The following is a 24,457-nucleotide window of genomic DNA, read 5'->3' as shown; positions in this document are numbered from 1 at the left end:
AAATTGTTGATGGAATCATGGGCAATGTTTCATACGGCGTTAAATCGCCGTCTTTTGGACTTCATAGTTGATGAGGGGATTGACCCGGCGTTGTCCGGGCAACGGCTATGTGATGAGTTTGAAAGGATCGTGGAATTTCTTGAAAACTCTCACGGCTATACCCTGAAAGACGGCAACAGGCGAAGGATGATTGCCGTTGCGCTGGATTTTCTTTCAGAGTGCGGCAACAGGCGGGGGGGTAATTATATCGCCGATGGCGTTAATTGTGAACCGGCACACGGCTCACTGGACGGCTTTGAAGGTGAATATAATTTTTTTGGCAGGTGTATAGACTATGCGGGGGAATATCTCAGGGGTGGCAAGCCGCTTTATGATTTTAACGGTGGGTGTGTGGGTATATGGGATGAGTTTCTCGGCAATCCCGAATTTGAGTACGCGCGCGGCGTTTTGGCCAATAAACTGGGCCAACGTGCCATACACAGGGCACTTGTGCTATGCTATGGGCCTGGTTATGATATATACCACTTACAAAGATGCTCAGAGGACGTGAAGATTACCGCCGTAGATTACAACGGCGCTTTCTACGAGACGGCAAGGGCTAAACTATTGAAGCCTGACGCCGTACAGTGGGTACATTCGGATAAATGGGGCGGGTTTGGCCACCCGCTGCCCTTTGAAGACGGCTATTTTGACGCTGCCGTATTTTCCTGCGCCGATCCATATATTGCAGGGGGTCTCAGGAGATTTGTTTATGAGGATGTATATAGGGTTTTAGCGCGGGACGGCCTGATGGGTGTAATAACACGCGGCTACCCTGACTCACAGTGCGGTGCTGATAAGTTATATCGAATGGCGGCCTTGTGCCATGACTTTGCCGAGAGCGTGTGCGAGGGCTGGCAGGGGTTTTATTCAGCAGGAGAGACGAGACTGCTTTTTGAGCAGATTGGATTTGACATCAACGCGGTAACGCTTAATGAGTGTCTGTGGATGGCGGCTAAACCATGACAGGCGTATGGGTGACGGCAATGGGACTGGTTGCGCCGCTTAGGCCATTCGATACTATAGACGCGTTTTGGGGCGCACTTACCAGAGGTGAAGACTCTATTAAACTTCAGGCACCTCCACTGCTTAATGAAAAGAAAAAATGGCTTACGGCGGCTATTGAAACAGAGCAAGACCTTCAGCCCGAGGATAAGTTTTTTTATATAGCCGAGGCGGCGCTGAAGATGGCCATCGTGGATTCCAGATTGAGCGCTGAGGAACTTCAGGGCGCTGACATGGTTATAGGCAGCATACTGGGAAATGTCCTCAGCCGCGAAAGGCAGCTCATAGACGGCAATATTCAAAACAGGACTGCTGAGGCCTCTCTGTCATATCCCGTTAGGTACCTGGGACAGCGCTTTGCAATTGGAGGCCGCCTCAGTGCCATATCAACTGCCTGTGCCTCCGGCACAGACGCCGTCGGGATAGCCGCAAGGAGTATAGCAACGGGAGAGGCTGAGGTGGTTATTGCGGGAGGCATTGATGTGCTTAGTGATTTTGCCCTTGCGGGGTTTAACCTCCTTCAGGCGCTCACAGAGGACAAGGTGCGGCCGTTTGATAAAAAAAGAACCGGGCTGGCTCTCGGCGAAGGGGCGGCCTTTTTAGTCATTGAAGCAGAAAGACATGCGTTGGCACGTGGCGCGAAGTGCTATGGGCGCGTACTTGGTTACGCCTCACGGGCGGACGCCTCCCATCTGACCGCGCCGCACAGGGAAGGCAGGGGGCTTGCCAGCGCCATTACGGCTGCCTTATCACAAAGCGGCCTGCGCCAATATGATATAAATTATATTAATGCCCACGGCACGGCAACTGTGTATAATGATTTGATGGAGACTAAGGCGATAAAGTTGGCTCTTGGAGAGGCGGCTTATACAACATATGTGTCCTCAACGAAATCAATGCTTGGGCACGCCTTCGGCGCCTCAGGGGTGATTGAGGCTCTCTGCGCCCTGATGGCGATAAATACGGGAGTAATCCCCCCGACGATAAACTATCGCTACCCCGACCCGCAGTGTGACCTCAACTATGTGCCAAACACCGCAAAGGCAACGCCAGTCGGGGCGGCAATGTCCCTCTCAGCGGGTTTTGGCGGGCAAAATGCCGCCGTGATTTTCGGAAGGCCACCCCAAATATGAAAACGATGGAAATAGTTGTGACCGGAATGGGATATTCTTATTCAGATGGCCATAGTATTATTGAAGAGACTCTTAATTCAATCAGGCAGCGCGCGGGCAAGACGAGGTTTATCCATGACATAGAAAAGTGTGCCGTCACGGCTGTGAGCTTTGCTCTGGACAACGCAGGGATAGCCTTTCCATCAGGAAGAGACGACATTGGCCTCTTCATGGGGATTGATGACTCGGTCGAGGACGTAAAGGATGATTTCTTTAGGGGCGTGCTTGGCGACGGTATATACGGCGCAAGTCCGCTGATGTTTCCCTTTACCTCGCCAAACGCGTTTTCTGCCCAGATTACTATTGTGTTTGATATTCGCGGAGAGTGCGTGTTGATGCCTGTTAACTATTCTTTTGAAGATGTGATAAAATACGCCGCGGTGTGTATAAGAAATGGATATACAAAGACAGCGGTGTCAGGGGGCGTGCTCAGAAAGGGGAACAATGTCTATGAGGCCGGGTTTTTTGTCCTCGAAAATGCTCAAAATGCAAAGGACCGAGGGGCAACGGTGTATTGCCGACTATGAGATTTTTTGATTCCATAGATTTCTCATCCCCCGCTGATATAAAAAATGTTCAGGACAGGCTCCTTGCTGAGTTGATAGGGTATGTAAGCATAAAGAGCCAATATTATAAAGACATATTCAGGCAAAATAATATCGCCCCCAACGAAATAAAGGGGGTTGATGAGCTGCCGTTTACAACCAGAGAGGACCTTCAGCGGCATAACTGGGACTTTTTGGCAGTGCAACGAGTTTCTTTAAGAGAGATTGTCTCAACCACAGGCACAACAGGGCAACCCCAGTTCATAGCAATGACCGAAGGCGACATTGATAGGCTTGCCTATAACGAGCAGCGAAGTTTCACATATACTGGCGCAAAAGAAGGAGACCTGTTTCACATTGCCGTAACCGGAGACAACTTGTTCATAGCCGGTGCCGCCTACTATAGGGGGCTTATAAGGCTGGGGGCGGCGGTTGCCAGAGTAGGCCCTCAGAATACTATCAGACAATTCGACCTGATAGAGAAACTGCGGCCATCGGCCATTGTGGCCGTACCGTCTTTTATGCTTCACATGGCGCGCGCCGCCAATGAGTTGAAGATTGATCCAAAGGATTTGAATATTAAAAAGGCCGTGCTCATTGGGGAGAGTATAAGGGATACATCATTAAGATCAAATGCCCTTGGGGAACTTGTGGAAGAGGCCTTCGGCGACATATGTTACTCCACATACGGCATAACCGAAGGACAGGTGTCGTTTTGCGAATGCGGCCAAAAGGAGGGGCTACACAGCCATCCAGACCTCGTCATTGCCGAGGTGGTTGATGAGGCGGGTGTGCCGCGCAACGACGGTGAGACAGGAGAACTTGTCCTGACAACCCTGCAAATCGAAGGAATGCCGCTAATAAGGTACAAGACCGGGGATATAACGTTTAAGATAACCGAGCCTTGCAAGTGTGGCCGAAACTCCCTTCGCATAGGGCCGATTATCGGCAGGAAAATGCAAAGACTTAAAATAAAGGGCGTCACCTTGTATCCTAAGACAATAGAAAACGCTATCTGTAAGCTGAAAGATGTAGTGAATTACCAGATAGAGGCGGCCACGGGGGAGAATCAGTCGGACAGGATTATCCTCAGAGTCGGCTCGTTCAGAGCAGATAAGGCGTTTCGCGACGGCATCATAGAGAATCTGCGCGCGAAGGCCCGCGTCACCCCGGAGTTGCAAATAGAAAGCCCGGAGGATATTAATAAACGGTTATATGAAGGAGGGGCACGTAAGGCCGTTGTTTTTAAAGATGTGCGTAAGGCAACTAAATAAAGATTAACGACGCAGGGAGGTAACCCCCCTGCACCCCTATTTTCGCAAGCTATTTGACCACAGGCTCTCCGGTATATATCACCCGAAACTGATTCGTTGGTATTTTTGCAACACTCTTATAAAAACCCGGCAATAAATCGTCCCACTTCTTTTGGTTATCATCGGAGTCCGGGGCAAGAAGCTGTGCCTGAACCGCCATCGCCCCGCCGTTGTCCCCCAGGTACATCCCATATTTTTGCAAGGCTTTTGCCAAAATCTTTCCTTCGCGATTTAAACCCCAGCCGTCGAAATCCTTCTCTGTAAGGGCTGGGTTAAGCTGAAATCTCATACCCTCTATCGGATATTGCTCACCCTTAACCGCACCATCACTTCTGGCAGCCGGCGAGATGAATATCGCGTCTCCCGTCTCCGGTTTCCTGTTTTTGGGAAACGTGAAGACCATTGCGTGTCTTATTTCACCATGCCTGACCTCCTCAGGGCGTATAAGCCCCGCAATCAGTGGAAATCCCGCACCACGTCCGCCTATAAGAAACCATCTTTTACTGCCCTTAGGATTTGCAACGCCGGAACCTTTCAGGTCCCAGATATTAAAGGTTGTGCATTTAGGTGTGTCATCGTCTTTTCTCCATCTGTAAACAGACATCTCCCACGAAGTGCCCGCCGCCGGGTCAACTATGCAGATATGGCCGTCATCTGTCGGCTCCCCCCACATCTCCTTTGTCACAGGGATTGCCACATCGCTTACGCCGGCCTGGTTCTTATCCCATGTGTCAAATATCTTCGTGCTCCTGACCTTCGTCAGCGGGGTCTTTTTTGAGTCAACAACCCATACGGGAATAGCAAATATCTTCGCCAGGCGTATGTTTTTGGCCTCGGCCTCAAGGGTCTTCATTATCAGCTCAGAATTGGGATGGGTTTTAGCGTCAGCAGGTATCGGCTTATTCCACGGTGACTCATCTGAAAACGGCCTCCAATCCCCCGGCAGGCTGCCAGGGTCTAACGCAAATGCCATGCACTGGGTTAACAGTAATATTAGTAGTGTAAATATAAGTTTCCTTGTCATTTTACCCCCTCAAGCCATACACACCTAACATCAGGTCGCGCATGGTTTCTATTGAAAATTCATTTTTAACGAGCGCGTACCCGGCCTCGCCCATCGCCTTACTCTCACGAGGATTGTCCATAACATACCTTATCCCCTCCACAAGCTCAGGGACATTCGAAGGCGGCACCAAAATCGCCGTCTCCCCATTTTTTAGAAGATGCGCTATGCCGCCAACTTCTGACGCCACAATCGGCAACTCACAGGCACATGCCTCCAAAAGCGCATACGGTAACCCCTCAGACAGTGACGGCATACAAAAAACATCCGCCATAGGAAGCAACGCCTCAACATCAGTGCGAAACCCAACAAGGGTCACTTCGCCCGATACGTCTAGTGCTGAGATACGCTTCGTCAAAGTGTCAAGCTCGCGGCCTTCTCCTACTATCAAACATTTCACTGTCTTACCTGCCCTACGTAACTCACTAACGGCCTCTATCAGATAGATATGGCCCTTTACCGGCTCAAGCCGTCCCACGCTGATTATAACAAAATCGTCCTCCGCCAGGCCAAAGGTAGCCCGATGCCTATGTCTGAGTGGGTCAATCTCTGGCATCGCTATCCCGTTGCGCGTCAGTGTTATCCTGTGTTGCTTTGCCCCGAGGGCAGAGAGATAAACACTAACAGCCTCCGACACAGACACAAAGGCAACATCGAAAAACATGTTCAACTTTAAAACCAGCTCATATAGTAATTTTCTAAGGCCTGTTTCAGTATGCCCATAGCTGCTGTGGACTGTGCATATCTTAAGCGGCGCGCGGGCAAAAACGGCCGCTAAAAGTCCCCAAAACTGTGACTGTGGATTGTGGGCGTCAACAACGTTAAATCCCCCCGCCCTTATTATATGGTAAATACTCAAAAGGACACGCGGACTTGCCTTGCTCATCGAAAGAGGAAATGTGTTCAGACTTCGTTCCTGAAGTTTTTGCTGAAGCGGGGTGTTAGCCAGTGTTACGACACCGTATTTGCATCTGCCTTGAAGAAGCTCCGCCGTCTCAATAATCCGTACCTCCGCACCACCAAAGCGCATTGATAGCGCGATTATTAATATGGCAGGGGGGGCGGGCTTTGGGTTGTCAGTCATTTTTTATTGGTACCCATTTAACTACCTCTTTGCCTCTTAAAAAATCTATCACGCCTAATAATGTACCATAATTCCCTAACGTAAAATAAAACGCGACTGAAAATAAACGCGTAATCAGCTTTATCTTCCTGATTCGCGACAACACCAGAAGATAAACAACATTGGAGGCGTAAAACGCTCCCTGCAGACCGAAAAATATTGCGTAGTATGTGTTCAGTTGGGATAGGAGGAGGGAGCTTATAAACAGGGTGATTAAAAATACCGGCAGTAGGCGCCGTATGATTTTATTGACAAAAAGATTTATAGAGTACATGCCAAATCTAAACGGGTTTAATAGCTCTTTGTGGATAGCGATCCCCCTGAGGCTTGTCGTGACTATCCTTTTTCGCCGAATGATTTCGTGCTCATGATTTCTTGAAGGTGTGTTTATTAAGGCCATGGCACCGTGTTCATAGACGAATCTGTAGCCCTGGCTTACAATGGCAAGGTTGATAAACAGGTCGTCTGTAACTGAGGGGGGAATGGTTTGATAAAGCGATTTTCTGATTGCGTATAGTTTGCCGTCATTTGATGAGACGCTCCCCGTAAGGCTCTCCAGCCGTTTGATAGCGGTGTCAAAATCAACATAGTAGCGCTGGGCGTCTTTTAGGTTTCCACTGTCGCCAATGACACGCCGCCCGGACACACCACCTATATCGGGGCTGGAAAAGTTGCGCAGAAGTGCGGGGATGGCGTCTTTAGATATGATGGCGTCCGCGTCTGTAAAGACTAATATTTCGCCTTTTGCCGCCTCCGCCCCCGCGTTTACTCCGGCGTATTTTCCAAGCTGCTCGTCCAGTCTTATAAAGCGTATATGCTCATCCTTGTCCCCTTTGATTATCTCATCAGTCTTGTCATAAGAACCATCGGACACCACAATAATTTCATAATCATCAGTGCCATAATCAAGCGAATGTGAATTCTCTAATTTTGCCCCGATTATCTTGTCTCCGTTGTGGACGACTATTATCAGTGATACGGTGGCACGGTATGGCTTGATTACGCGCTCCTTTACGGGCTTTATAAGATAAGCAAGGTATGCGAGTGCCGGATTAAGAAAAAAAAATGAAGCAATTGCGAATATCGAAAGCGCGAAAATCCACGTAATCACTTCTTCCCCGGCAGAGATAACCTGTACGCGGCCTGCGAAGCCCCTATCGAAAAGAGAAGGTATTTATGGAATGGATCGCTGTAAATAAATAAATATATCATCAGGATTACAAATGAAAACAGATATATTTCGGCGTATGAAGCGCTTTCTGTGTCCCCGTTAATTTGAAAATTTCTCCTTGCGGCAATGTAATTCCTCAGTGTCAGCCATAGAATCGCTGCGAAAAGTAAGAAGCCTATAATTCCGGTTCCAACCAGATATTCAAGGTATGTATTGTGCGCGTAACGTCTGTTTGTCCAACCTTCCTTCTCAAACTTGCGGGCATAATCTGATTCGCTATAGATGTCCCTGAATGTACCCAGCCCTGTCCCAAGAATGGGGTGCTTAAAAAATGAATCTATCCCAACTGTAAGATACGTGGCACGTCTGCCTATGGATGTGTCGGCCTGCGGGTTGATTATATTTTTGAAATGCTCAGTATATGACTTCGGCAGCACCCCTATAATAAGGACAACAGCAAGGGCTACCGCGAACAACTGTACAAACATAAGCTGCACGTTCATCTTCTTTATGTACTTGAAAAACATAATAAACAATATCAGCGTAGTTATGATTGCCCCGCCTCTGGAAAACGAAAATATAACCCCCATGACGTTTATAACAACCAATCCCAGGTAAAATGCCTTCAACGTCGGCCTCTTTGCTTTATCAAACATTGTTACGAGAAGCGGCAAGGCAAAGGCAATCATAAGCACGTAGTTATTTGGGTCGGTACTGCCTCCGAGACTCCTCTTAAACTGGCCAGCCTCTATATTCTCCGCAAAAAAAGATACGTTAAAAAGATACCCGACAACCCCAAAGAGCGAACTCAATGAGACACTATACACCACAACAGCAGGAAGGTACTTAAACAACGCGTCCTTGTCTATAAAATACATGCTTATAAGTATAAACATCCCGCCAGCGGCAAAAAGGCCTACATCGTGAAACGCCGTTGCAGGATATGGAGAAAACATCGCCGATATTAAGTCCACAACAAAAAGAAGCGCCACAGATGGCCATATCCTTGATTTCACCTCCGGCGGCATATGCCGCTGGTAAAATGTCTTAAAAAGCATATATAAAGTGAGAATGAGCGCCAATACCCAGTGTATTCTCAGAGAACTCGTCTCAGATACGCTCCTGTACGCGCCAAATGGGATAAGAAAGATAATCGCGTAGTAACCATACGAGGGATATTTATACGATATCGCCAGAAAAATTATCAGCAACGCAGGCACTATTGCCAGATAATAATATGGCGTGGTCATGGCTATTGCTATCGCAAGGAATATCCCCAGATACAGGGCCTTCTCCAGAGGGCGGTTCGTTAACGCGGCAACAAGTTCCCTCAAATCTGGGCCACACTCTTTTGTAAAAAGTACTGGTGTATCGTATATGCGTTTAGTGGAGAGGCGGGGGTGTAGTTAATTACGTAGGCATTTTTGAACTGTTTATCGCCTGATGGGTATTCCTTAAATATCACGCCGTCACAAAGGGCAGTCTTCTTCTTTTTTGAGAATATTTCGAGTTTATAAAAATACGTCTCATCGCGGCTCATCTTATTGTCCGTAAAGATTAAAAAAGCGTCCTCGTTTATGTTTACCAACAACCCCTCGTTAGTTAATTGCCCGTCATAGCCAAAATAAATCCTTTTCATTTTGTTGTCTGCATAGGCCTCTTTATTATTTACCGACGCATCCTCCTGCGCCAATTTGGCTTTATGGCCATAATAAACCTTGCCGTTTTCAAGATAAACCCTGTCGAGATATCTCTTGTCCTCGGTGTCGCGTCCTATGGCGCGCAATACCACCTTCCTCCAGATAATGGGGACAATCTTCACCACCGCGTATTTTACAGACAGAAACGCGGTATAAAACACCAGGACATAGTCAACTAAGACATTCTGCCTTTTTGCAATATACATATTGTCAACAAGGGTGCGCAGCCTCTTTGATGAGTTGTGAGGAGTGAACAACTGCGAATAGCCAATCAGCCCGGGCTTAACAATGAACCTCCTGTCATAACCCTTTATGTCTTTGCAGAATTTCTCATATATCGCCGCGCGCTCAGGCCTTGGGCCTATAAATGTCATGTTGCCCTGTAAGATGTTAAATAGTTGGGGGAGTTCATCCAGCCTTGTCTCCCGCAAAAATCTCCCGACTTTGGTTACTATATCGCGCTGAGACGTAAGCAGCTCGGCGCCTATTATGCGCTCGGCGTCAGGCACTAATGACCGGAACTTGTACATCGTGTATATCTCCTTATTTTTACCGAGACGCTCGCCACGATAAAAAATCGGACCCCCGTCTGTCATCTTTATGGCAATTGATATAACAATAAAAAAAGGCGAGGCTAAGACTAAAAGCAATGCCGCAAGGGTAATGTCGAAAATGAGGCTAAAAGTATGGGAAAATGCCTTGTAACCGGTTGTTATATTAAACCTGAACGCCATAGCTAAACCCCCTTAGTCAACTGTGTTTAATAACCATAGAATTATAAGTGCCAGTGTCCATATCCATCTCCATACCAGTTGAGCAACATCAGTTGAGCGGCGTCAATTGAGTAGCTTATCACAGTCAACCACCTTAAACGAAGGATTAATTATCCCTCTGGCGTTCAATTTCAGTTTACCACTAAACACACTTTTTGTCAAATCACTGTCTTCATATGAAATATCGGCCATATCCAGCAGGGAGTGAAAGAGAAAGCCGTTGCCGAGCTTCGCGTCTTTATTTGACGATAAAGCGGCGGTTTTGTCGGGGTGACTATTCATGTACGCGTCAGACACCCATACGATAAGCGGGATATGGGCGACATATTTGGTTACTACCTTATTTCCATGGCCAAACAGACTCCCCCCGTCGTCAAAAATATCCTCTCCATGGTCAGCCTGAAAGACAATTGCCGCCGGTACATCTAACGACGCAATATACTTGATAACGTCAGAGATAAACCTGTCAACATACAGGACTGAGTTATCGTAACTGTTTATCTTTAAATCCCTGACAAAGGCGTCGTTAATCCTGATGTCGTCCCTGCCCTTCATTGACGGCTTAAAGACATCGAATTCATTGGGGTATCTGTAATCATACCTGTAGTGGTTGCCGATGGTGTGCAGGACAAAGAACAATTTATTTGACTTGCTTTCGGCAATAAATTTCTTAAGCGGCGGGATAATCTGTTCGTCGTATTTTATGTTGTTGTCCCTGACGTCTCCTTTGGCGCTGTTTAGGACGGTTACGTCGTCGGCCTCCTCTGTAAAGACGCTTTTTACTGACTTATCATAGATGCCCATCTCTATTTGATTGGAAATCCAGTGCGTCTCAAAGCCGGCTTTTTTAAAGAAGGTTATTACTCCGGGCTTTTCATACGCGCTTGAGTAATCTGCCGGACTGGTACCGGTTAACATCACAGGAAGCGACATTCTGGTAACGGTAGCCGGTGCGCACACGTTTGGAAAACTGATGAGATTACTTGTAGCGCTTAAATTGGGTGTGGTAGTTCTGGAATATCCATTTATAGAATAATTACCCGCCCTTGAGGCCTCACCTATAATCAGGATAAATATCTCCCTTTCTGACATATCCTGTGGTCTCTTAAGCTTATACTGAAAGTTTTCAACGGCCATTCTATGTTTGGCGAGCTGCCGCCTCTCAAGATAAAACCTCGTCAAATGGGTTATGACGCCAATGGGATATGCCTTTCCAATGCGTGTCTCAAAGACCTCTGCCTTCGCAACATATTTATTTTCGTCACCGTGCTGTTGGGTAAAAAAAGTGGCCAGGGTAACGGCTATAAATATAAGGGACAGGGCAGCCGCCCCCTTTGTGTTGACGGCGCTGTTCATTCTCTTCAGGCAATAGATAAAGACGGCGGCAAAGACTACGACTGCCGCCAGCGTAAGCGCCGCCGGTACGCGAAAGCCCTGAATAAACTCCGCCGCTTCGCTTGTATTGGTCTCAAGCACATCGCGCAGCGCGCTGTTTGTCGGCGGGTATTTGTACAGGTAGATAAAAAACATATCTAAGGGCGACAGCACCGCAAAGGGAATGAACAGCGCGAGAAACCATTTTATCCTTCTTGCAAATAACACAACCGGTATCAGGTGCAGCCCTATGGAAAAGACAATAAACGCAATCTTTCGCGACGGAGAGACTATCTCCTGGCTGATTATACTGTAGTATATATTTGGCGAGAACACGATAAGCATGGCTATCGCCAAATATATATTCTTTCTGAAGTTCGTACCTTTCACAGTCTTAGACCTTTACAACCCTGCCGTCTCAGTCTTAGCGCCTACGGCCAGCTCTGAAATCCAGCCTTCTGTGCCGTCAGTGGTTTTCACCCTGAGCCAGCCCCTCTTGTCCCCATTAAGGACGGTCATTATATCACCTTTTTTAGGGTAGGCTACCACATTAGCGCGCGGTGACGGCACGGAACGTAAATTAGCAACATCAAACTTAACCTCTACCGAAGGCAGCACCTCGTGTGAGACGACCACGGGGCTGCCCGGCACCTGTGCGTCGCTGACCTTTTCGGCCTCCGGTAATGGGCTTGAGGACGCGGCGGATGTCCTGGTGGCTGTGTTAGCGGCTTCCTGCGGCATGGCAGTTACAACAGGGGCAGATGCCGCCGGGGCTACCACAGGGGCTGCCGCTGGTTGCATAACCTGTGTCTGCGCGGAGTTGACATTTTGGGCTACCGGCGAAGAACTTGGTGGCACTATTGATATTGATATGTTAATAGGTAAGCGGTTAATTGCGGACGCCATCAGAGTACTAACCTTTGCAGCCGCGATGGCCGTCAGATTGCTAATCTCTGCGCTGGCTGAGGCCGTCAGATTGCTAATCTCTGCGTCAGCGGAAGCGGCCATACGTTTAATCTCTGAACTATACGCTCTTGCCACTTGACATCCTATAACCGTCACAATCAAACAAAGCAGGACTATCGCACGCACATAAACCGTCCTGGACGAGGAAACCCATGAGGTAAATACCCTGATGTTTGATTTCAGCGTTGTAAACATATCAGATATCGTTTGATCGAAAGGGACTTTTGACGCATTGGCATTGGCAGAGAGCGCCGATGCAGATGTGCCCTTGCCTGACTGAGCGTTAACGGTATCCGGCATGAATGGTATGAATACAAGCACCGGAATCTGCGCGTATTTGACGACATCCTCCGGGCTTTTGAACGTTTGGTCCATGTACTCTTTCAGGAAACCGAGGCTCATGCCCGTCATAGCGCCCGCTATAAGCCCTATGGGGATTAACAGGCCGGGGATGGGGAATATCGGGCCGCTTGATGGGAAGGCCTTACCCATGATGCTTATCAGGAAGTTACCCGACGCGGCGGCGGACGATACTGAGGATTCCTCCTTGCGTTTAGAAAAGGTATCATAGGATACTTTGTATATTTCTATATCCCTCTTCAGGCGTTCCGCGTCTATCAGCGTCTTTTCCAGCTTGACGTCCTCAGCCTGAATTTTGTCAATACGCCTCTCGACGGAGTCAATTTTATCGTTAATAGTCTCAAGCTGTCTCTTTATATTGTTCACATAACCCTGTACTTCTCTTTTTAACGAGTTATACATGTTGTTGACCTGCTCGTTAAAGAGGTTAACCTTTTCGGTGTCCTTGTTGTATCTGGTTACAATCGGCCCACCATCGGCAACAAGCTCCTGAAGGTTTTTGCTCAAATTCGTGATGGCCTCGTTGCCTTCGATGAATGAAAAGTAATTTATTTCCTTACTCTTCAGCGCATTATCTATGTATTCGATCATGCGCTTTTTCTCCATCGCATTCTGCTTAAGGTAGTGGAGGTCCTGCTCAAGGTCCTTCTTCAGACTAAGATTGTTCTCTATTTCTTTGACAGGCATCACACCGAGGCCTTCTTTGGACAAGTCCAGAAGCTGGTCTTCCTTACCTTCTATACTTTTCCTTGAATCGGTTACCTGATCAATGAAAAACGTCCTGGCTGCCTCTGGATTGTAAATCTCCGAGCGGTATGCCAAAAATTGCTCCATCAGCGAGTTCAATAACAAGACCGCGTATTTGGGGTCATTATCATTCAATGTTATTTTAATAACATTGGTAGCTGGGATGATCTCCGTAGTTACGCTCTTCTTAATCTTGTATATCTCACTTTCCTCTATGGCTTTTTCTTTCCCCGTGCCCTTGGCGCTTTTGAGCATGGCAACCACAGAGGACAAGATAGAGTGAGAATCCTTGTACTGATTCTTCTCTCTCATCTTCGCAATCGTGCCCCTTATGACGTCCGGGGAGACGAGAATCTCGGATTCCGAGTTCAGGTCTTCTTTAGTGACCGGATTTGGACGTATTTCCTCTTTTTCTAAGGCATTGGGGCTTTTGTCCGACTTCTTTCCCTTTACCAGTATCGAGCCATAGGCCGCATAGGTCTTAGGCCACAGAAAGGACACCAGCACTGCGGAGAGAAATATCACGGCAGTTGCGAAGTATATTATCCGCTTCTGGACAAAAAACGTAGTCAGCAGCGCTCGTTTGTAATCTTCTACCATACTTTCAGCTCTCATCTTTATATCCTCCTTATTTAGTTACCGTAGTCGTAGTTGTTTGGCCAGTAATAGAGTTCGTAGTTGCAGTTGATGTACTGGTCGTACTTGCCGGCGTACCGGATGATGTTGGCGCGTTATACATATTCCAACTGAAACTGCCGCCAAGCGCCCAGCCCCTGAAGAACGTTATATCAGATATGTCCCTCGCCACGTCAGCCATATTGGAGAGAATTCTCCTTGGGACATACACGATGTCATCGGGATTAAGCATCATGACGCCCGTCCTGTTTGCCGTGGTTACCAAATCAGAAAGGGCAACCTTCGTAGCAATGACCTTTTCTTTTGTCTTTCTCAACACAACGATACTGCCCGTCTTGGCCGAAGGCAGGAAGCTCTCCGAGAGGGCAAGCGCCTCTAACACGCTAATCGGCTTGATGATAGGAAACGCGCCGGGTTTTTTGACTTCGCCAAATACGTAAACCAGAAAGCCCGACTGTTTCTCCAAAAACAGATTCACATGAAGTCCAGGAATTACCTTTTCGTACATGCCGTTGAGTGTGTCATTAAGTTCCTTAAGCGACCTTTTGGCCGCAAACATATCGCCAACAATGGGAAACGTAACAATCCCGTCCGGCCTGACCGTAACGAGCCTGCTCAATCCACGCGGGGCGGTGTGCAAATCGGCCTTGAATTCTTTCAGGGTTGACCTGAAATCCGGCACTAAGACGTACAAATCAGGGTATTTCAGTATCTTAGCATAGAACTGTTTAAGCTCGGCGGTAAGGGCATCCGGCGTTTTCCCCAAGACATAAAGATTCCCGATATATGGCAGCGTGATGGTGCCGTCGGGGCGTACTGTCTGTGTTTCGTTCAGCTCCGGGGCATTGATGAACTTGACCGACACAGTGTAGTCAACCTCAATCGTGAAATCCTGTATCTTACTGGTATCTACCTTATAGAAGACCTCCAGGATATCTCCGGGCATTATGCGATATTCCGGGAAGACATCATACGAGGTGTTAAAACCAGTAAAGTTGTCGTTTGCCGCATTGTTGTAGCCAGCGTTTGTAAAATTAACGCTGCCTTCCTGAGTGGTTCCCTGCGGCTCTACAGAAGCGCAGCCAACTGCCAGCATTATTATAGAAACACAAACAAACAGACTGCTTATAAGCCGCCTGTTTATACACCGCTTTAAAACTGAACTCATCCTATTAATATAACTTCTATCCATATAGCCACCTCGGGATGTAAAATTTTCTTTTATTTAAGACGGCTCCGATGATATTCGCACCAGCGGATTCCAATTTACTTTTAGCCAAATCCACTACCTGCCATTTTGTCTTTTCACACTCTACGACCATAATCACGCCATCAAAGAATGTGGACAGTACGGCGATATCTGCTGAGCCCATGATGGAGGCGGAGTCAAAAATAACATAATCGCACTTACTTCTCAACTCATCAATCTTCTCTTTGAGCATCGCCGGCTTCAGTATCTCCATAGAATTGGTGGTCTTTTTACCGAATGGAATTACGGAAAGATTTTCAGTCTGAGTCTGCCTCACTATCGTGTCCAGAGCTACCTCTCCACGAAAATAATCTGATATCCCCTTCACCTCCCCCATATTAAATATCTTATCCATCTTGGGAGAATTCCACGAACCGTCTGCTAAATAAACATTATCCTTGGCGTTGACTGCCAGCGTATAAGCCAGGCTTAAAGCCGCTGTTGTCTTGCCCTCTCCGTTCATGGCGCTTGTCACCATTATTGACTTCACGGTCTTACCCGTAGCAGTGCTCAAGAGATTACCTTTGAAATTTAACAACTCCCGTTTATTGCCGCTTATCAGCCTCTTGTAATCAGCCATACCCCATACCTCCTCAAATATTACTACAAACCTTTTGTAATCCACTTGCAATTATTATGCCAACGCCATAAGATCAAGCAAACACGCCAAACAACAAGCAGGTCGCCTGCCATTAATCCGCCCTGCCCCCCCCCCCGTGTCAGAAATCTGACACGGGGGGATAATAATTCACGGCAAGCCATTGACAGTTGCCGCAAATTATGATACGCTCACTCGGAGATAATTAGCCGATAATCAGGAGACAATCAATATGGGAAGATACGACGAAGAAGAGCTTAAGTGGAACAAGAAGGCCGGTGTCTTATTAAAGAAAGCTGGCGGCCTTAAAATAGAAAGGTCATACGAAGAGGTTTTTACAGCGCACATTAACCTGAGGCCGATTGTTAAATTTTTCAATCTTCATGATAAGAAATCGTCATTACTTGACATAGGCTGCGGGGCGGGATGGACGACATGCCTGTTGGCGCAGGTTTGTAAGACGGTTGACGCCTTTGACATCTCAGAATCCAGCATAGGGGTGCTTAGGGAGCGAATGAGGGTAAATTCAATAGACAATATCAGGCCATTTACGGGCAACGCGGAGGAAATCCCCTTTGATGACGGCCACTTTGACTTTGTATTTGGCAATGCCGTCCTCCACCATGTGACGCTTGAGCGGGTAATCCCCGAAATCGCCAGAGTTTTAAAGACAGGCGGTAAGGCGGCCTTCTGCGAACCATACACGGCCAATATTGCTATCAATATCTTGCGCTATATTAAGCACAACATTATAGATGAGTACAAGGGTACAGACGTACCTCTACGCCCCTCCGACATACTTATTTTCAAAAAATACTTTTCGACCACGGAATTCATTGAAACCAGCATCTTTAGCCACATACTGGAGGGGCTGATGCCGATAGAGAGAGTGTTGTTAGAAAAAATACCCTCACTCAAAAAACAGGCGGGCTACATTACCATCTTGCTTCAAAAAGGATGAAACGTGTGCAAAAATACGGGGTGAAGGGGGGGTTACCCCCCCTTCGTCGTTAATCCTTTGATCCTTTAATCTTTTAATCGTTTAAGATTTTGGCGGCGTCTTTGGCGAAGTATGTAAGAATTATATCCGCCCCGGCGCGTTTAATTGAGAGCAGGATTTCCATCATAACCTTTTCGTAGTCAATCCAGCCGAGCCTTGCACCTGCGTGAACCATTGCGTATTCGCCGGAGACATTATACGCGGCAACGGGGACGTTGAATGCGTGTTTTACGTCCGATATTATATCAAGATAAGAGAGGGCGGGTTTTACCATAAGAATATCTGCCCCTTCATTTATGTCAATGGCGGCTTCTTTTAGTGCCTCACGGCGGTTGGCGGGGTCCATCTGATGGGATTTCCTGTCGCCGAAGGTGGGAGTGGATTCAGCGGCCTCTCTGAACGGCCCGTAGAACGCTGACGAGTACTTAACGGCATAGCTCATAATTGGTATGGAGGCGCATCCCTCGGAATCAAGAGCAGTTCTGATTGCCATGACGCGCCCGTCCATCATATCAGAAGGGGCGACCATATCGGCGCCAGCGCGGACGTGTGAAACGGCGGCGCGGGCAAGAAGTTCAAGGGTTGGGTCATTGAGGATTTGCCCGTTTTCTAAGACACCGCAGTGGCCGTGGCTTGTGTACTCACACAGACACACATCGGTAATGACAAACAACTCAGGCACGGCGTGTTTGATTTCCTGAACCGCCAATTGGACAACCCCGTCGGGGTCATAGGCACCGGAGGCTTGTTCGTCCTTGTGGTGTGGAACACCGAAGAGAATAACCGCCGGAATTCCTAACGCATATATATCCCTTGCAGATTCAGCAATCACGTCAACCGATTCGGCAAAACAGCCCGGCATGGATTGTATTGGCCTCCTGGTGTTTGTGCCAAAGGTAACAAAGAGGGGATAGACAAAACTACCCACAGATAGCGAGGTCTCCCTTACCATCTCTCTGAGAACGGAACTATATCTAAGGCGTCTTGGCCTTACCACTGGAAACATGACGATACATTATAGCTAAACACAAACTAAAAAAACAAGTGAACCCGCCCATCCGCACTGTTTTCGCGACAAAACACCCCAACATCAGCCTGACCGCCCACCCTGATATTGGCGGGCAAAAAGACTATCTCTGAGGTTATAAATACCCTTACTTATTTTAACCGGATGTGTCTGCCACCGCCGATTTTGGCCGTCTGCCGCGTCTCTTTTTAACTGGCTCCTCTTTAGGAATAACGCCCATAGTTATCAGGTATCCTGAAATCGCCTCGAATTCTTTCTGTAGAGATTCTATCTCTCCCCTCTTTTGATCTAACATATCGCATAGCTCCCTGTACCTTGACTGGGCTGATTGAGTCAAAGACGTCCCTTCACTCATTGATGCCTCCTAACAAAATATTTATTTAACCACACGAACGTGATTATATCATTGTACTGTTATTATTATCAAGTATATATTTAATTTAACAACAGCCGGAAAATCTCCTCATCATGCCAATTACACGCCCTAATACGCGCACATCCGGGGTACTTGCCAGCACCGGGTGCATGTCCTTATTTTCTGGTACAAGCCTGATATGGTCTCCTTCATAATAAATCCTCTTTATCGCCGCCGCCTCATCGCCGACAACGACAACCGCTATGTCGTTGTCTCTGACCGTATGGCCTGAATCAACAAACACTATATCGCCATCCCTAATTCCGGCCTCTGGCATATCCTGTCCAGACACGGCAAGGGCAAATCCGGATTCGATCTTCCAAAACCCCTTGTCAAGCGTGATGTAGTCCTGTATGTCCTCTAAGGCAATAGCAGCCCTAACCCGCCGAACCAGAGGTACTCTCACCGTATTTGATGGTCTTATCATTCCCGTAACTTCAAGGGCGCGCTGCTTTGCGTCATCCTTTTTCAGGTAGCCTTTGCGTATCAGCGCGTCCACATGCTGCTTGGCCGAAAGGGGGCTTGAGAATCCGAAGCCCTTACAAATCTCTCTTATAGTGGGAGGATAGCCCTTTTGAGACAAGTGGTCTTTAATGAATTCCAGCACCTTGGACTGCTTGGCAGTCATCTTTGTCTGCTTGTCTGTACGTTTCATATTTGTATTGTATACATAAGGACAGTGTTTTGTCAAATTGCCTCAAGAAAAACAAAAGGTCTCACTCATCCACATGGATGGGTCAGACCTCTTCGTCTTCTTATAGGGGGGGAGAGGGCAGTTTACGGGTGGCGGCTCACCCCTAACGAAACAGGGGAGGAAGTTTCTAAGGCAAACCACCATACAAATGTACATAGGCGCTTTTTTAGGGAAGGAAGAAAATAAACTGCCCCCTTTCTTGATATCACTCTATAGTTATTATTTATCTTCATCACCATGTCCTTGTATCTACTATATATTAACAAAAAACCCGAATTCAAGATAAATCTTGTTCTACAATAACTGACATGTGTGAACAATTATTCACACATAAAGGCCGTGCGGCTATTCTGGCTGCGGCATGAGGTAATTCCTAATAAGCGCAAGGCAATTAAACACCCTTACCCCTTCATGTGTAAGCATATAGTTCTTGTTTTTATCCTGAGTAGAGATACCGGCCTCTTTGAGTATCTTTAAATGAAAGACGAGTTTAGTGTGGTCATCCATTTTGAGTTCTCTGTTTAGTTCCATAAAACGCATTTCTTTGTTGCGGTGAAGGAATTTAATTATATTGCGCCTTATGGGGTTGGACAGACAGTTAAGTACGCGGTCAAGGTCAATGTTTACGGTATCTTTTTCAAAACCCGACTCTTCAATCTCACGGCGCACGATGGTAAGCAGGTGTTCAATTTTAAACGGTTTTACAATATAATCAGACGCCCCTTTTTTTATTACCTCAACGGCATCCTCAATGGTTGAAAACGCCGTCATTACGATTACCCTGGCAGACGGCCTTGTTTTTTTTATCTCTATAAGCGCCTCTGGTCCTTTCATTACTGGCATAAGCATATCTAAAAGCACGACATCGAAATCAGTCTCTGCGGCCTTTACGGCGGCTTCTTTACCGTTAGCGGCAAGTTCTGTGTAGTATCCCGCCTCTGCCAGGACTTCGGCAACACTCTCTCTCAGTTCGGCGTTGTCATCGGCAATGAGGATTTTTTTCATTGTGCAGCCCTCCTTTGTCGTAATAAACCGGGCAAACGATGTCAAATCCGGCACCCCTGTCCGATTGATACTACCGTTTTTTACATTATGGCCTACGGCATTGAGATTCAGCTTACCATATAAGCGACTAACTCCTCATCTGCCATAAACATTTTCTGCGTCAGTGATACTACAATGAATTCGGTACCAATGTCAATACCCGGAAACTGGATGGGGGAATAGCTGGGGAAATAAATTCTGGAATTCTGGATTTTTTTCACATCTGGATTTTAGGCTTGACAAGTACTTCATGTTGTGCTATAATAATAAGTATGACAACTAATAGCAAGCCTAAGCAAAGGGCAACCTTTTTTCTTAATCCTGATATTGTTAAGCAGGCCAAGGCCCAGGCTATAATTGAGGGACGCAGCTTGACGGACTTAGTAGAAAAGGCACTAGTTCGGTACTTGCCTGAAGAGACAACAATCAGGAAAGTAGATATTAATTAGCTTGATTGCCCAAGGTTCGGAAATAGCCTCACTTCTTTAGTCGTCTGCGTCGGCAGCGATTTTCGATGAGGGCCTTGGGCGCGATAAGGTTTGGCATGTATACCCTCCTTCCATCGGGCCAGGGTGTGTATCCCGCGGAGGACAATATCAAGCATGAGAGGTCGCCCGATTTATCTTGCCTGAGGGTTGTTGAGATCCATTTCTTCCATCGTGGTCTGCGGCATTGAGAGCCGAGTTATCATATAAGCGACTAACTCCTCATCTGCCATAAACATTTTCTGTGTCAGTGATGCTCCAATGAATTCGATACCAATGCCAATACCCGGAAACGAGGATGGGGAATAGCCGGGGAAATAAATTCTGAAATTCTGAATTGTAGGCTTGACAAGTACTTCATGTTGTGCTATAATAGTAAGTATGACAACTAATAGCAAGTCTAAACAAAGGGCAACCTTTTTTCTTAATCCTGATATTGTTAAGCAGGCCAAGGCCCAGGCTATAATTGAGGGACGCAGCTTGACGGATTTAGTGGAAAGGTCATTAGTTCGGTACTTGCCTGATGAGACAACAATCAGGAAAGTAAGCTTTACTTAAGTGGATTGCCCAAGGTTCGGAAATAGCCTCACCTCTTGAATCGTCTGCTTTGGCAGCTACTTTCAGGGCCTTGGGAGCGATAAGATTTGGCACGTATACCCTGCCTTAATAGGGCTGGTGTGTGTATCCTGCGGCGGACAATATCAGGCATGAGAGGTCGCCTGAATTGTCTCGCTCAAGGGTTGAGAATTCACAGATTTCCCCGTTTTGATATTATATAGCGTCGAATTCCCTCTTAAAATGCTCAAGTGTGGGGTTGTCATAGATGCAGAATTCTATAATCTTTACGCTTGTGTCAGGATTTTCTTTGAGAAACCGCTTACCCTCATCAACTAAAATTCGTGCACACCTGTCCTTTGGAAACCCAAAAATCCCGGAGCTTACCGCAGGCATTGAGACGCTATTAAAACCTCTTTCGGAGGCTGCCTTAAGCGAATTAACGACGGCGTTCTTTAGTTTTTCGTCCTCATCACCCTCTCCCATTTGCGGCCCGACGGCGTGTATGACCGCCTTGCAGGGGAGCCTTCCCGCCTGTGTTACAGCCACTGTCCCAACGGGGGTGTAGCCGGCCTTGTCACTCTCATCCTGAATAATCCTGCCGCCCTTTCTTACGATAGCCGCCGCCACGCCACCACCATGTTGCAGGTGCGAGTTTGCCGCGTTTACTATGGCGTCAACCGGCCTTTCAGTGATATCGCCCTTGACGAGGCGGAGTTTCCCCGTGCCAACTGTTTTTTCACTTATCAGCTCCATCTTAGCCGCCTCCGTATTCGGTATATTTTGCCGACTTGCCCTTTACCAGGTCGGCGGGGTATTTCTTTTTGTTTTTTTCCAGTTTCACAGCAGCCGCCTCAAGCGGGTCTATGTCAAATTTATGGGCCAGATTAGTCAGATATATCATCACGTCCCCGATTTCATCTTGTAAATCAGCAAGTTTCTCTGGCGCGAGGCAGTGGCTGTCCCCTTCCTTGACCCATTGAAACAACTCCACTATCTCGGCCACCTCAACGCTGAGGGCCATTGCCAGATTTTTCGGGCTGTGAAACTGCCCCCAATCCCGCTCCCCCGCAAACTCATCAAGTGCCTCTGTTAATTGCACGATTGTCATTTAAGCGCTCCCGTTTTTTTAACTTTAAGCAGCAATCCTTGTTGACATTATGATAGTATAAACGCGGGCATATGTCAAATTTTCGCAAAACTCAGCAGCCCCGGCAGGAGACCGAGATACAAGGGCAGGTCGAGCGTATCACGTACGCCAACGAGGAAAACGCCTTCAGCATCGTCAAGGTTTCAGTTGCCGGCCAGAGGGACCTTGTAACCGTTGCTGGAAATCTCCTGTCTATCAATCCGGGCGAAGTGCTTCGCCTGCGGGGGGCATGGGTTAACCACCCCAGGTATGGGCAGCAGTTCAAGGTAAACTCCTACACATCCATCACACCGGCCACGGTGGTTGGGATTGAGAAATATCTCGGCTCCGGCCTGATAAAGGGAATCGGCCCGGTGCTGGCAAAGCGCCTCGTTGCGAAGTTTGCTGAAAAGACACTCGACATAATTGAGGAGACCGTTGAGAGGCTTAAAGAGGTAGATGGAATTGGCGAAAAGCGCGTCTTAATGATCAGGTCCGCGTGGGTAGAGCAGCGGGAAGTCAAAGAGATTATGCTCTTTTTGCAATCCCACGGGGTGAGCAGCGCATACGCCATAAAGATTTTCAAGCAGTATGGACATAACTCCATCGAAGTAGTAAAGACAAACCCCTACCAACTGGCAACAGATATATATGGGGTTGGCTTCATTACCGCGGATAAGATAGCGGCAAAACTTGGCTTTGCAAAGGACTCACCGCTGCGGGCAGAATCCGGCATATTATATGTCCTCCATCAGCTTGCCGACGATGGGCATGTGTATTATCCCATTGAGCTTCTTGCTGAGGAGTGTATGAAGGTTCTTGATATAGAACGTGAACTGGTAATAAATGCGATGAACGCGGCGGCCTCTGCCAAACATATCGTATTTGAGGTGATAAACGGCAGTGAAAATAAGGCCGTCTATCTGGCAAAGTTTTACACATCGGAGACCTCAGTGGCGGCCAATCTGAAGAAACTACTTACGACTGTCACCTCACCGTATATTTTTGACGAGGATAAGGCCCTGCAATGGGTGCAAAAGGAGCTGTCTATCACGCTTGCGGAGAATCAGGCAATGGCCGTAAAGATGTCGTTTAATAGTAAGGTGCTGGTGATAACCGGCGGGCCTGGCACGGGAAAGACAACGATAATCAACTCTATAATAAAGATATACAAGCGGCTTGGGCAGCGCGTCCTGCTTGCCGCCCCGACGGGACGTGCCGCCAAGCGTATGGCCGAGGCAACCGGTGACGACGCGAAGACTATTCACCGCCTTCTGGACTTCAGCCCAAAAGACGGTGCGTTTAAAAAAACAGATAAAAACCCCCTTGACGCGGGCTTAGTTGTCCTTGACGAAGTCTCTATGGTGGACACTATACTAATGCATCACTTTTTGAAGGCACTGCCGCCGCATTGTACACTAATCCTTGTTGGCGACATAGATCAACTCCCGTCAGTTGGGGCGGGAAGTGTCCTCAGAGACATAATTGATTCAGGGGTAGTGGCCGTTGTGAGGCTCAACGAGATATTCAGGCAGTCACAGCGCTCACTAATCGTTGTCAATGCCCACAAGATAAACAGTGGCGAGTTCCCCATTCTGGCAAACGACATGGAGCAGTATCGGGATTTTTATTTTCTCGAAATGGACGAACCGGAGGGTATCGTACAGAGAATAGTCTCCCTCTGTAAAGAAAAAATTCCGGAGAAATTCAAGTTTGACCCATTTAAAGACATCCAGGTCCTCACGGCGATGTATAAAGGGCAGCTCGGCGCGGTTAACCTCAACACGGAGCTGCAAAATGCCCTAAACCCAAAGGGTGTTGAAATCATAAGGGGTGGACGCGTATTCCGGGCAGGCGACAAGGTCATGCAACTGGTAAATAATTATGACAAGGACGTATTTAACGGCGACATAGGCAAAATCGTGGCGATTAGCACGGAAGACCACGAAATCTCCGTAAACTTTGACGGCAAGGTCGCGGCCTACGACTACACAGAGCTGGACGAGATAACCCTTGCCTACGCGGTAACTGTACATAAATCACAGGGCAGCGAGTACCCGGCAGTAATAATGCCGGTTCACACACAGCAGTACATAATGCTCCAGAGAAACCTGCTCTACACGGGCGTCACAAGGGGCAAACGCCTAGTAATCCTGCTTGGCACAAAAAAGGCCGTCTTCATAGCGATAAACAACAACAAACCGCGCCACAGATATACCTATCTTAAAGAACGGCTGTGCTAAAGACAACGTGTATAACGCTTAACTAAAAGTA

Annotated in this window: 21 protein-coding genes; 6 read left to right on the top strand and 15 right to left on the bottom strand. The window is 47.5% G+C overall.

Going from position 1 to position 24,457, the window contains the following annotated elements; genetic code table 11:
• The first annotated feature begins 9 nt into the window (after nt 1–9).
• From AB7D94_RS01190 to AB7D94_RS01175, 4 genes are read left to right on the top strand one after another with little or no spacing between them, the layout of a single operon-like run.
• Nucleotides 10–1,005, top strand: coding sequence for a class I SAM-dependent methyltransferase (locus AB7D94_RS01190; protein WP_420263821.1), 996 nt, complete (start codon nt 10–12; stop codon nt 1,003–1,005).
• A complete protein-coding gene (locus AB7D94_RS01185; RefSeq protein WP_420263820.1) occupies nt 1,002–2,177 on the top strand; it encodes a beta-ketoacyl-[acyl-carrier-protein] synthase family protein in 1,176 nt (391 codons plus the stop codon). Before AB7D94_RS01190 ends, AB7D94_RS01185 begins: the two co-directional genes overlap by 4 nt.
• Complete coding sequence (locus AB7D94_RS01180; RefSeq protein ID WP_420263819.1) at nt 2,174–2,743, top strand: beta-ketoacyl-[acyl-carrier-protein] synthase family protein; 570 nt, start codon at nt 2,174–2,176, stop codon at nt 2,741–2,743. The genes AB7D94_RS01185 and AB7D94_RS01180 overlap by 4 nt, the downstream gene beginning before the upstream one ends.
• Complete coding sequence (locus AB7D94_RS01175; RefSeq protein ID WP_420263818.1) at nt 2,740–4,035, top strand: phenylacetate--CoA ligase family protein; 1,296 nt, start codon at nt 2,740–2,742, stop codon at nt 4,033–4,035. The genes AB7D94_RS01180 and AB7D94_RS01175 overlap by 4 nt, the downstream gene beginning before the upstream one ends.
• A 49-nt stretch (nt 4,036–4,084) precedes the next feature.
• On the opposite strand, the gene AB7D94_RS01170 is transcribed toward AB7D94_RS01175, so the two are convergent.
• The 9 genes from AB7D94_RS01170 to AB7D94_RS01130 form a co-directional block, all read right to left on the bottom strand.
• The gene (locus tag AB7D94_RS01170; RefSeq protein WP_420263816.1) at nt 4,085–5,098 is read right to left on the bottom strand and encodes a hypothetical protein; all 1,014 of its coding nucleotides are present in this window, start codon (nt 5,096–5,098) and stop codon (nt 4,085–4,087) included.
• 1 nt (nt 5,099) lies between these two features.
• Nucleotides 5,100–6,221, bottom strand: coding sequence for a glycosyltransferase family 4 protein (locus tag AB7D94_RS01165; protein ID WP_420263815.1), 1,122 nt, complete (start codon nt 6,219–6,221; stop codon nt 5,100–5,102).
• Nucleotides 6,214–7,371: a glycosyltransferase gene (locus AB7D94_RS01160; RefSeq protein ID WP_420263814.1), complete on the bottom strand. Its 1,158-nt coding sequence runs from the start codon at nt 7,369–7,371 to the stop codon at nt 6,214–6,216. Before AB7D94_RS01160 ends, AB7D94_RS01165 begins: the two co-directional genes overlap by 8 nt.
• Nucleotides 7,368–8,765, bottom strand: coding sequence for an O-antigen ligase family protein (locus AB7D94_RS01155; protein WP_420263813.1), 1,398 nt, complete (start codon nt 8,763–8,765; stop codon nt 7,368–7,370). The genes AB7D94_RS01160 and AB7D94_RS01155 overlap by 4 nt, the downstream gene beginning before the upstream one ends.
• Nucleotides 8,762–9,865, bottom strand: coding sequence for a sugar transferase (locus AB7D94_RS01150; RefSeq protein ID WP_420263812.1), 1,104 nt, complete (start codon nt 9,863–9,865; stop codon nt 8,762–8,764). The genes AB7D94_RS01155 and AB7D94_RS01150 overlap by 4 nt, the downstream gene beginning before the upstream one ends.
• Nucleotides 9,866–9,967: 102 nt before the next feature.
• Complete coding sequence (locus AB7D94_RS01145) at nt 9,968–11,668, bottom strand: phosphoethanolamine transferase (protein ID WP_420263811.1); 1,701 nt, start codon at nt 11,666–11,668, stop codon at nt 9,968–9,970.
• Between the two features lie 12 nt (nt 11,669–11,680).
• Nucleotides 11,681–13,966 carry an SH3 domain-containing protein gene (locus AB7D94_RS01140; protein WP_420263810.1) on the bottom strand — a complete coding sequence of 762 codons (2,286 nt, stop codon included), beginning with the start codon at nt 13,964–13,966 and terminating at the stop codon, nt 11,681–11,683.
• Nucleotides 13,967–13,979: 13 nt separating this feature from the next.
• On the bottom strand, nt 13,980–15,179 hold the full coding sequence (locus tag AB7D94_RS01135; RefSeq protein ID WP_420263809.1) for a polysaccharide biosynthesis/export family protein: 1,200 nt from the start codon (nt 15,177–15,179) through the stop codon (nt 13,980–13,982).
• Nucleotides 15,172–15,816, bottom strand: a complete 645-nt coding sequence (locus AB7D94_RS01130; RefSeq protein ID WP_420263808.1) for a CpsD/CapB family tyrosine-protein kinase — start codon at nt 15,814–15,816, stop codon at nt 15,172–15,174. The genes AB7D94_RS01135 and AB7D94_RS01130 overlap by 8 nt, the downstream gene beginning before the upstream one ends.
• A 250-nt stretch (nt 15,817–16,066) precedes the next feature.
• Here AB7D94_RS01130 and AB7D94_RS01125 point away from each other — a divergent pair, with 250 nt between their 5' ends.
• Nucleotides 16,067–16,795 (top strand): class I SAM-dependent methyltransferase, encoded by a 729-nt coding sequence (locus AB7D94_RS01125; protein WP_420263807.1) that lies wholly within the window; start codon nt 16,067–16,069, stop codon nt 16,793–16,795.
• Nucleotides 16,796–16,868: 73 nt separating this feature from the next.
• Here AB7D94_RS01125 and hemB read toward each other — a convergent pair whose 3' ends face one another.
• From hemB to AB7D94_RS01095, 6 genes are all read right to left on the bottom strand, one after another.
• Nucleotides 16,869–17,840 carry a porphobilinogen synthase gene (gene hemB, locus AB7D94_RS01120; RefSeq protein WP_420263806.1) on the bottom strand — a complete coding sequence of 324 codons (972 nt, stop codon included), beginning with the start codon at nt 17,838–17,840 and terminating at the stop codon, nt 16,869–16,871.
• Nucleotides 17,841–17,997: 157 nt separating this feature from the next.
• Nucleotides 17,998–18,216, bottom strand: a complete 219-nt coding sequence (locus AB7D94_RS01115; protein ID WP_420263805.1) for a hypothetical protein — start codon at nt 18,214–18,216, stop codon at nt 17,998–18,000.
• An 85-nt stretch (nt 18,217–18,301) separates the two neighbouring features.
• Complete coding sequence (gene lexA, locus AB7D94_RS01110) at nt 18,302–18,931, bottom strand: transcriptional repressor LexA (protein ID WP_420263804.1); 630 nt, start codon at nt 18,929–18,931, stop codon at nt 18,302–18,304.
• Nucleotides 18,932–19,315: 384 nt separating this feature from the next.
• On the bottom strand, nt 19,316–19,975 hold the full coding sequence (locus AB7D94_RS01105; protein WP_420263803.1) for a response regulator: 660 nt from the start codon (nt 19,973–19,975) through the stop codon (nt 19,316–19,318).
• Nucleotides 19,976–21,270: 1,295 nt separating this feature from the next.
• Nucleotides 21,271–21,810: a macro domain-containing protein gene (locus AB7D94_RS01100; RefSeq protein ID WP_420263802.1), complete on the bottom strand. Its 540-nt coding sequence runs from the start codon at nt 21,808–21,810 to the stop codon at nt 21,271–21,273.
• 1 nt (nt 21,811) lies between these two features.
• A complete protein-coding gene (locus tag AB7D94_RS01095; RefSeq protein ID WP_420263801.1) occupies nt 21,812–22,165 on the bottom strand; it encodes a nucleotide pyrophosphohydrolase in 354 nt (117 codons plus the stop codon).
• A 71-nt stretch (nt 22,166–22,236) separates the two neighbouring features.
• Here AB7D94_RS01095 and recD2 point away from each other — a divergent pair, with 71 nt between their 5' ends.
• Entirely contained in the window at nt 22,237–24,426 is a 2,190-nt protein-coding gene (gene recD2 / locus AB7D94_RS01090; protein WP_420263799.1) for an SF1B family DNA helicase RecD2, read from the top strand.
• The last annotated feature ends 31 nt before the right edge of the window (nt 24,427–24,457 follow it).

Source organism: Candidatus Magnetominusculus dajiuhuensis (assembly GCF_046044395.1).
Classification (GTDB): Bacteria; Nitrospirota; Thermodesulfovibrionia; order Thermodesulfovibrionales; family Magnetobacteriaceae; genus Magnetominusculus; species Magnetominusculus dajiuhuensis.
The sequence above is the reverse complement of the archived record's forward strand: the minus strand, read 5'-3'. Positions and strand labels throughout refer to the sequence as shown.

Bases quoted from the DNA above. Each gene is read 5' to 3' on its own strand.
- AB7D94_RS01190 (WP_420263821.1), top strand. From the start codon at position 10: ATGGAATCATGGGCAATGTTTCATACGGCGTTAAATCGCCGTCTTTTG.
- AB7D94_RS01185 (WP_420263820.1), top strand. From the start codon at position 1,002: ATGACAGGCGTATGGGTGACGGCAATGGGACTGGTTGCGCCGCTTAGG.
- AB7D94_RS01180 (WP_420263819.1), top strand. From the start codon at position 2,174: ATGAAAACGATGGAAATAGTTGTGACCGGAATGGGATATTCTTATTCA.
- AB7D94_RS01175 (WP_420263818.1), top strand. From the start codon at position 2,740: ATGAGATTTTTTGATTCCATAGATTTCTCATCCCCCGCTGATATAAAA.
- AB7D94_RS01170 (WP_420263816.1), bottom strand. From the start codon at position 5,098: ATGACAAGGAAACTTATATTTACACTACTAATATTACTGTTAACCCAG.
- AB7D94_RS01165 (WP_420263815.1), bottom strand. From the start codon at position 6,221: ATGACTGACAACCCAAAGCCCGCCCCCCCTGCCATATTAATAATCGCG.
- AB7D94_RS01150 (WP_420263812.1), bottom strand. From the start codon at position 9,865: ATGGCGTTCAGGTTTAATATAACAACCGGTTACAAGGCATTTTCCCAT.
- AB7D94_RS01140 (WP_420263810.1), bottom strand. From the start codon at position 13,966: ATGAGAGCTGAAAGTATGGTAGAAGATTACAAACGAGCGCTGCTGACT.
- AB7D94_RS01135 (WP_420263809.1), bottom strand. From the start codon at position 15,179: ATGGATAGAAGTTATATTAATAGGATGAGTTCAGTTTTAAAGCGGTGT.
- AB7D94_RS01130 (WP_420263808.1), bottom strand. From the start codon at position 15,816: ATGGCTGATTACAAGAGGCTGATAAGCGGCAATAAACGGGAGTTGTTA.
- AB7D94_RS01125 (WP_420263807.1), top strand. From the start codon at position 16,067: ATGGGAAGATACGACGAAGAAGAGCTTAAGTGGAACAAGAAGGCCGGT.
- hemB (WP_420263806.1), bottom strand. From the start codon at position 17,840: ATGTTTCCAGTGGTAAGGCCAAGACGCCTTAGATATAGTTCCGTTCTC.
- AB7D94_RS01115 (WP_420263805.1), bottom strand. From the start codon at position 18,216: ATGAGTGAAGGGACGTCTTTGACTCAATCAGCCCAGTCAAGGTACAGG.
- lexA (WP_420263804.1), bottom strand. From the start codon at position 18,931: ATGAAACGTACAGACAAGCAGACAAAGATGACTGCCAAGCAGTCCAAG.
- AB7D94_RS01105 (WP_420263803.1), bottom strand. From the start codon at position 19,975: ATGAAAAAAATCCTCATTGCCGATGACAACGCCGAACTGAGAGAGAGT.
- AB7D94_RS01100 (WP_420263802.1), bottom strand. From the start codon at position 21,810: ATGGAGCTGATAAGTGAAAAAACAGTTGGCACGGGGAAACTCCGCCTC.
- AB7D94_RS01095 (WP_420263801.1), bottom strand. From the start codon at position 22,165: ATGACAATCGTGCAATTAACAGAGGCACTTGATGAGTTTGCGGGGGAG.
- recD2 (WP_420263799.1), top strand. From the start codon at position 22,237: ATGTCAAATTTTCGCAAAACTCAGCAGCCCCGGCAGGAGACCGAGATA.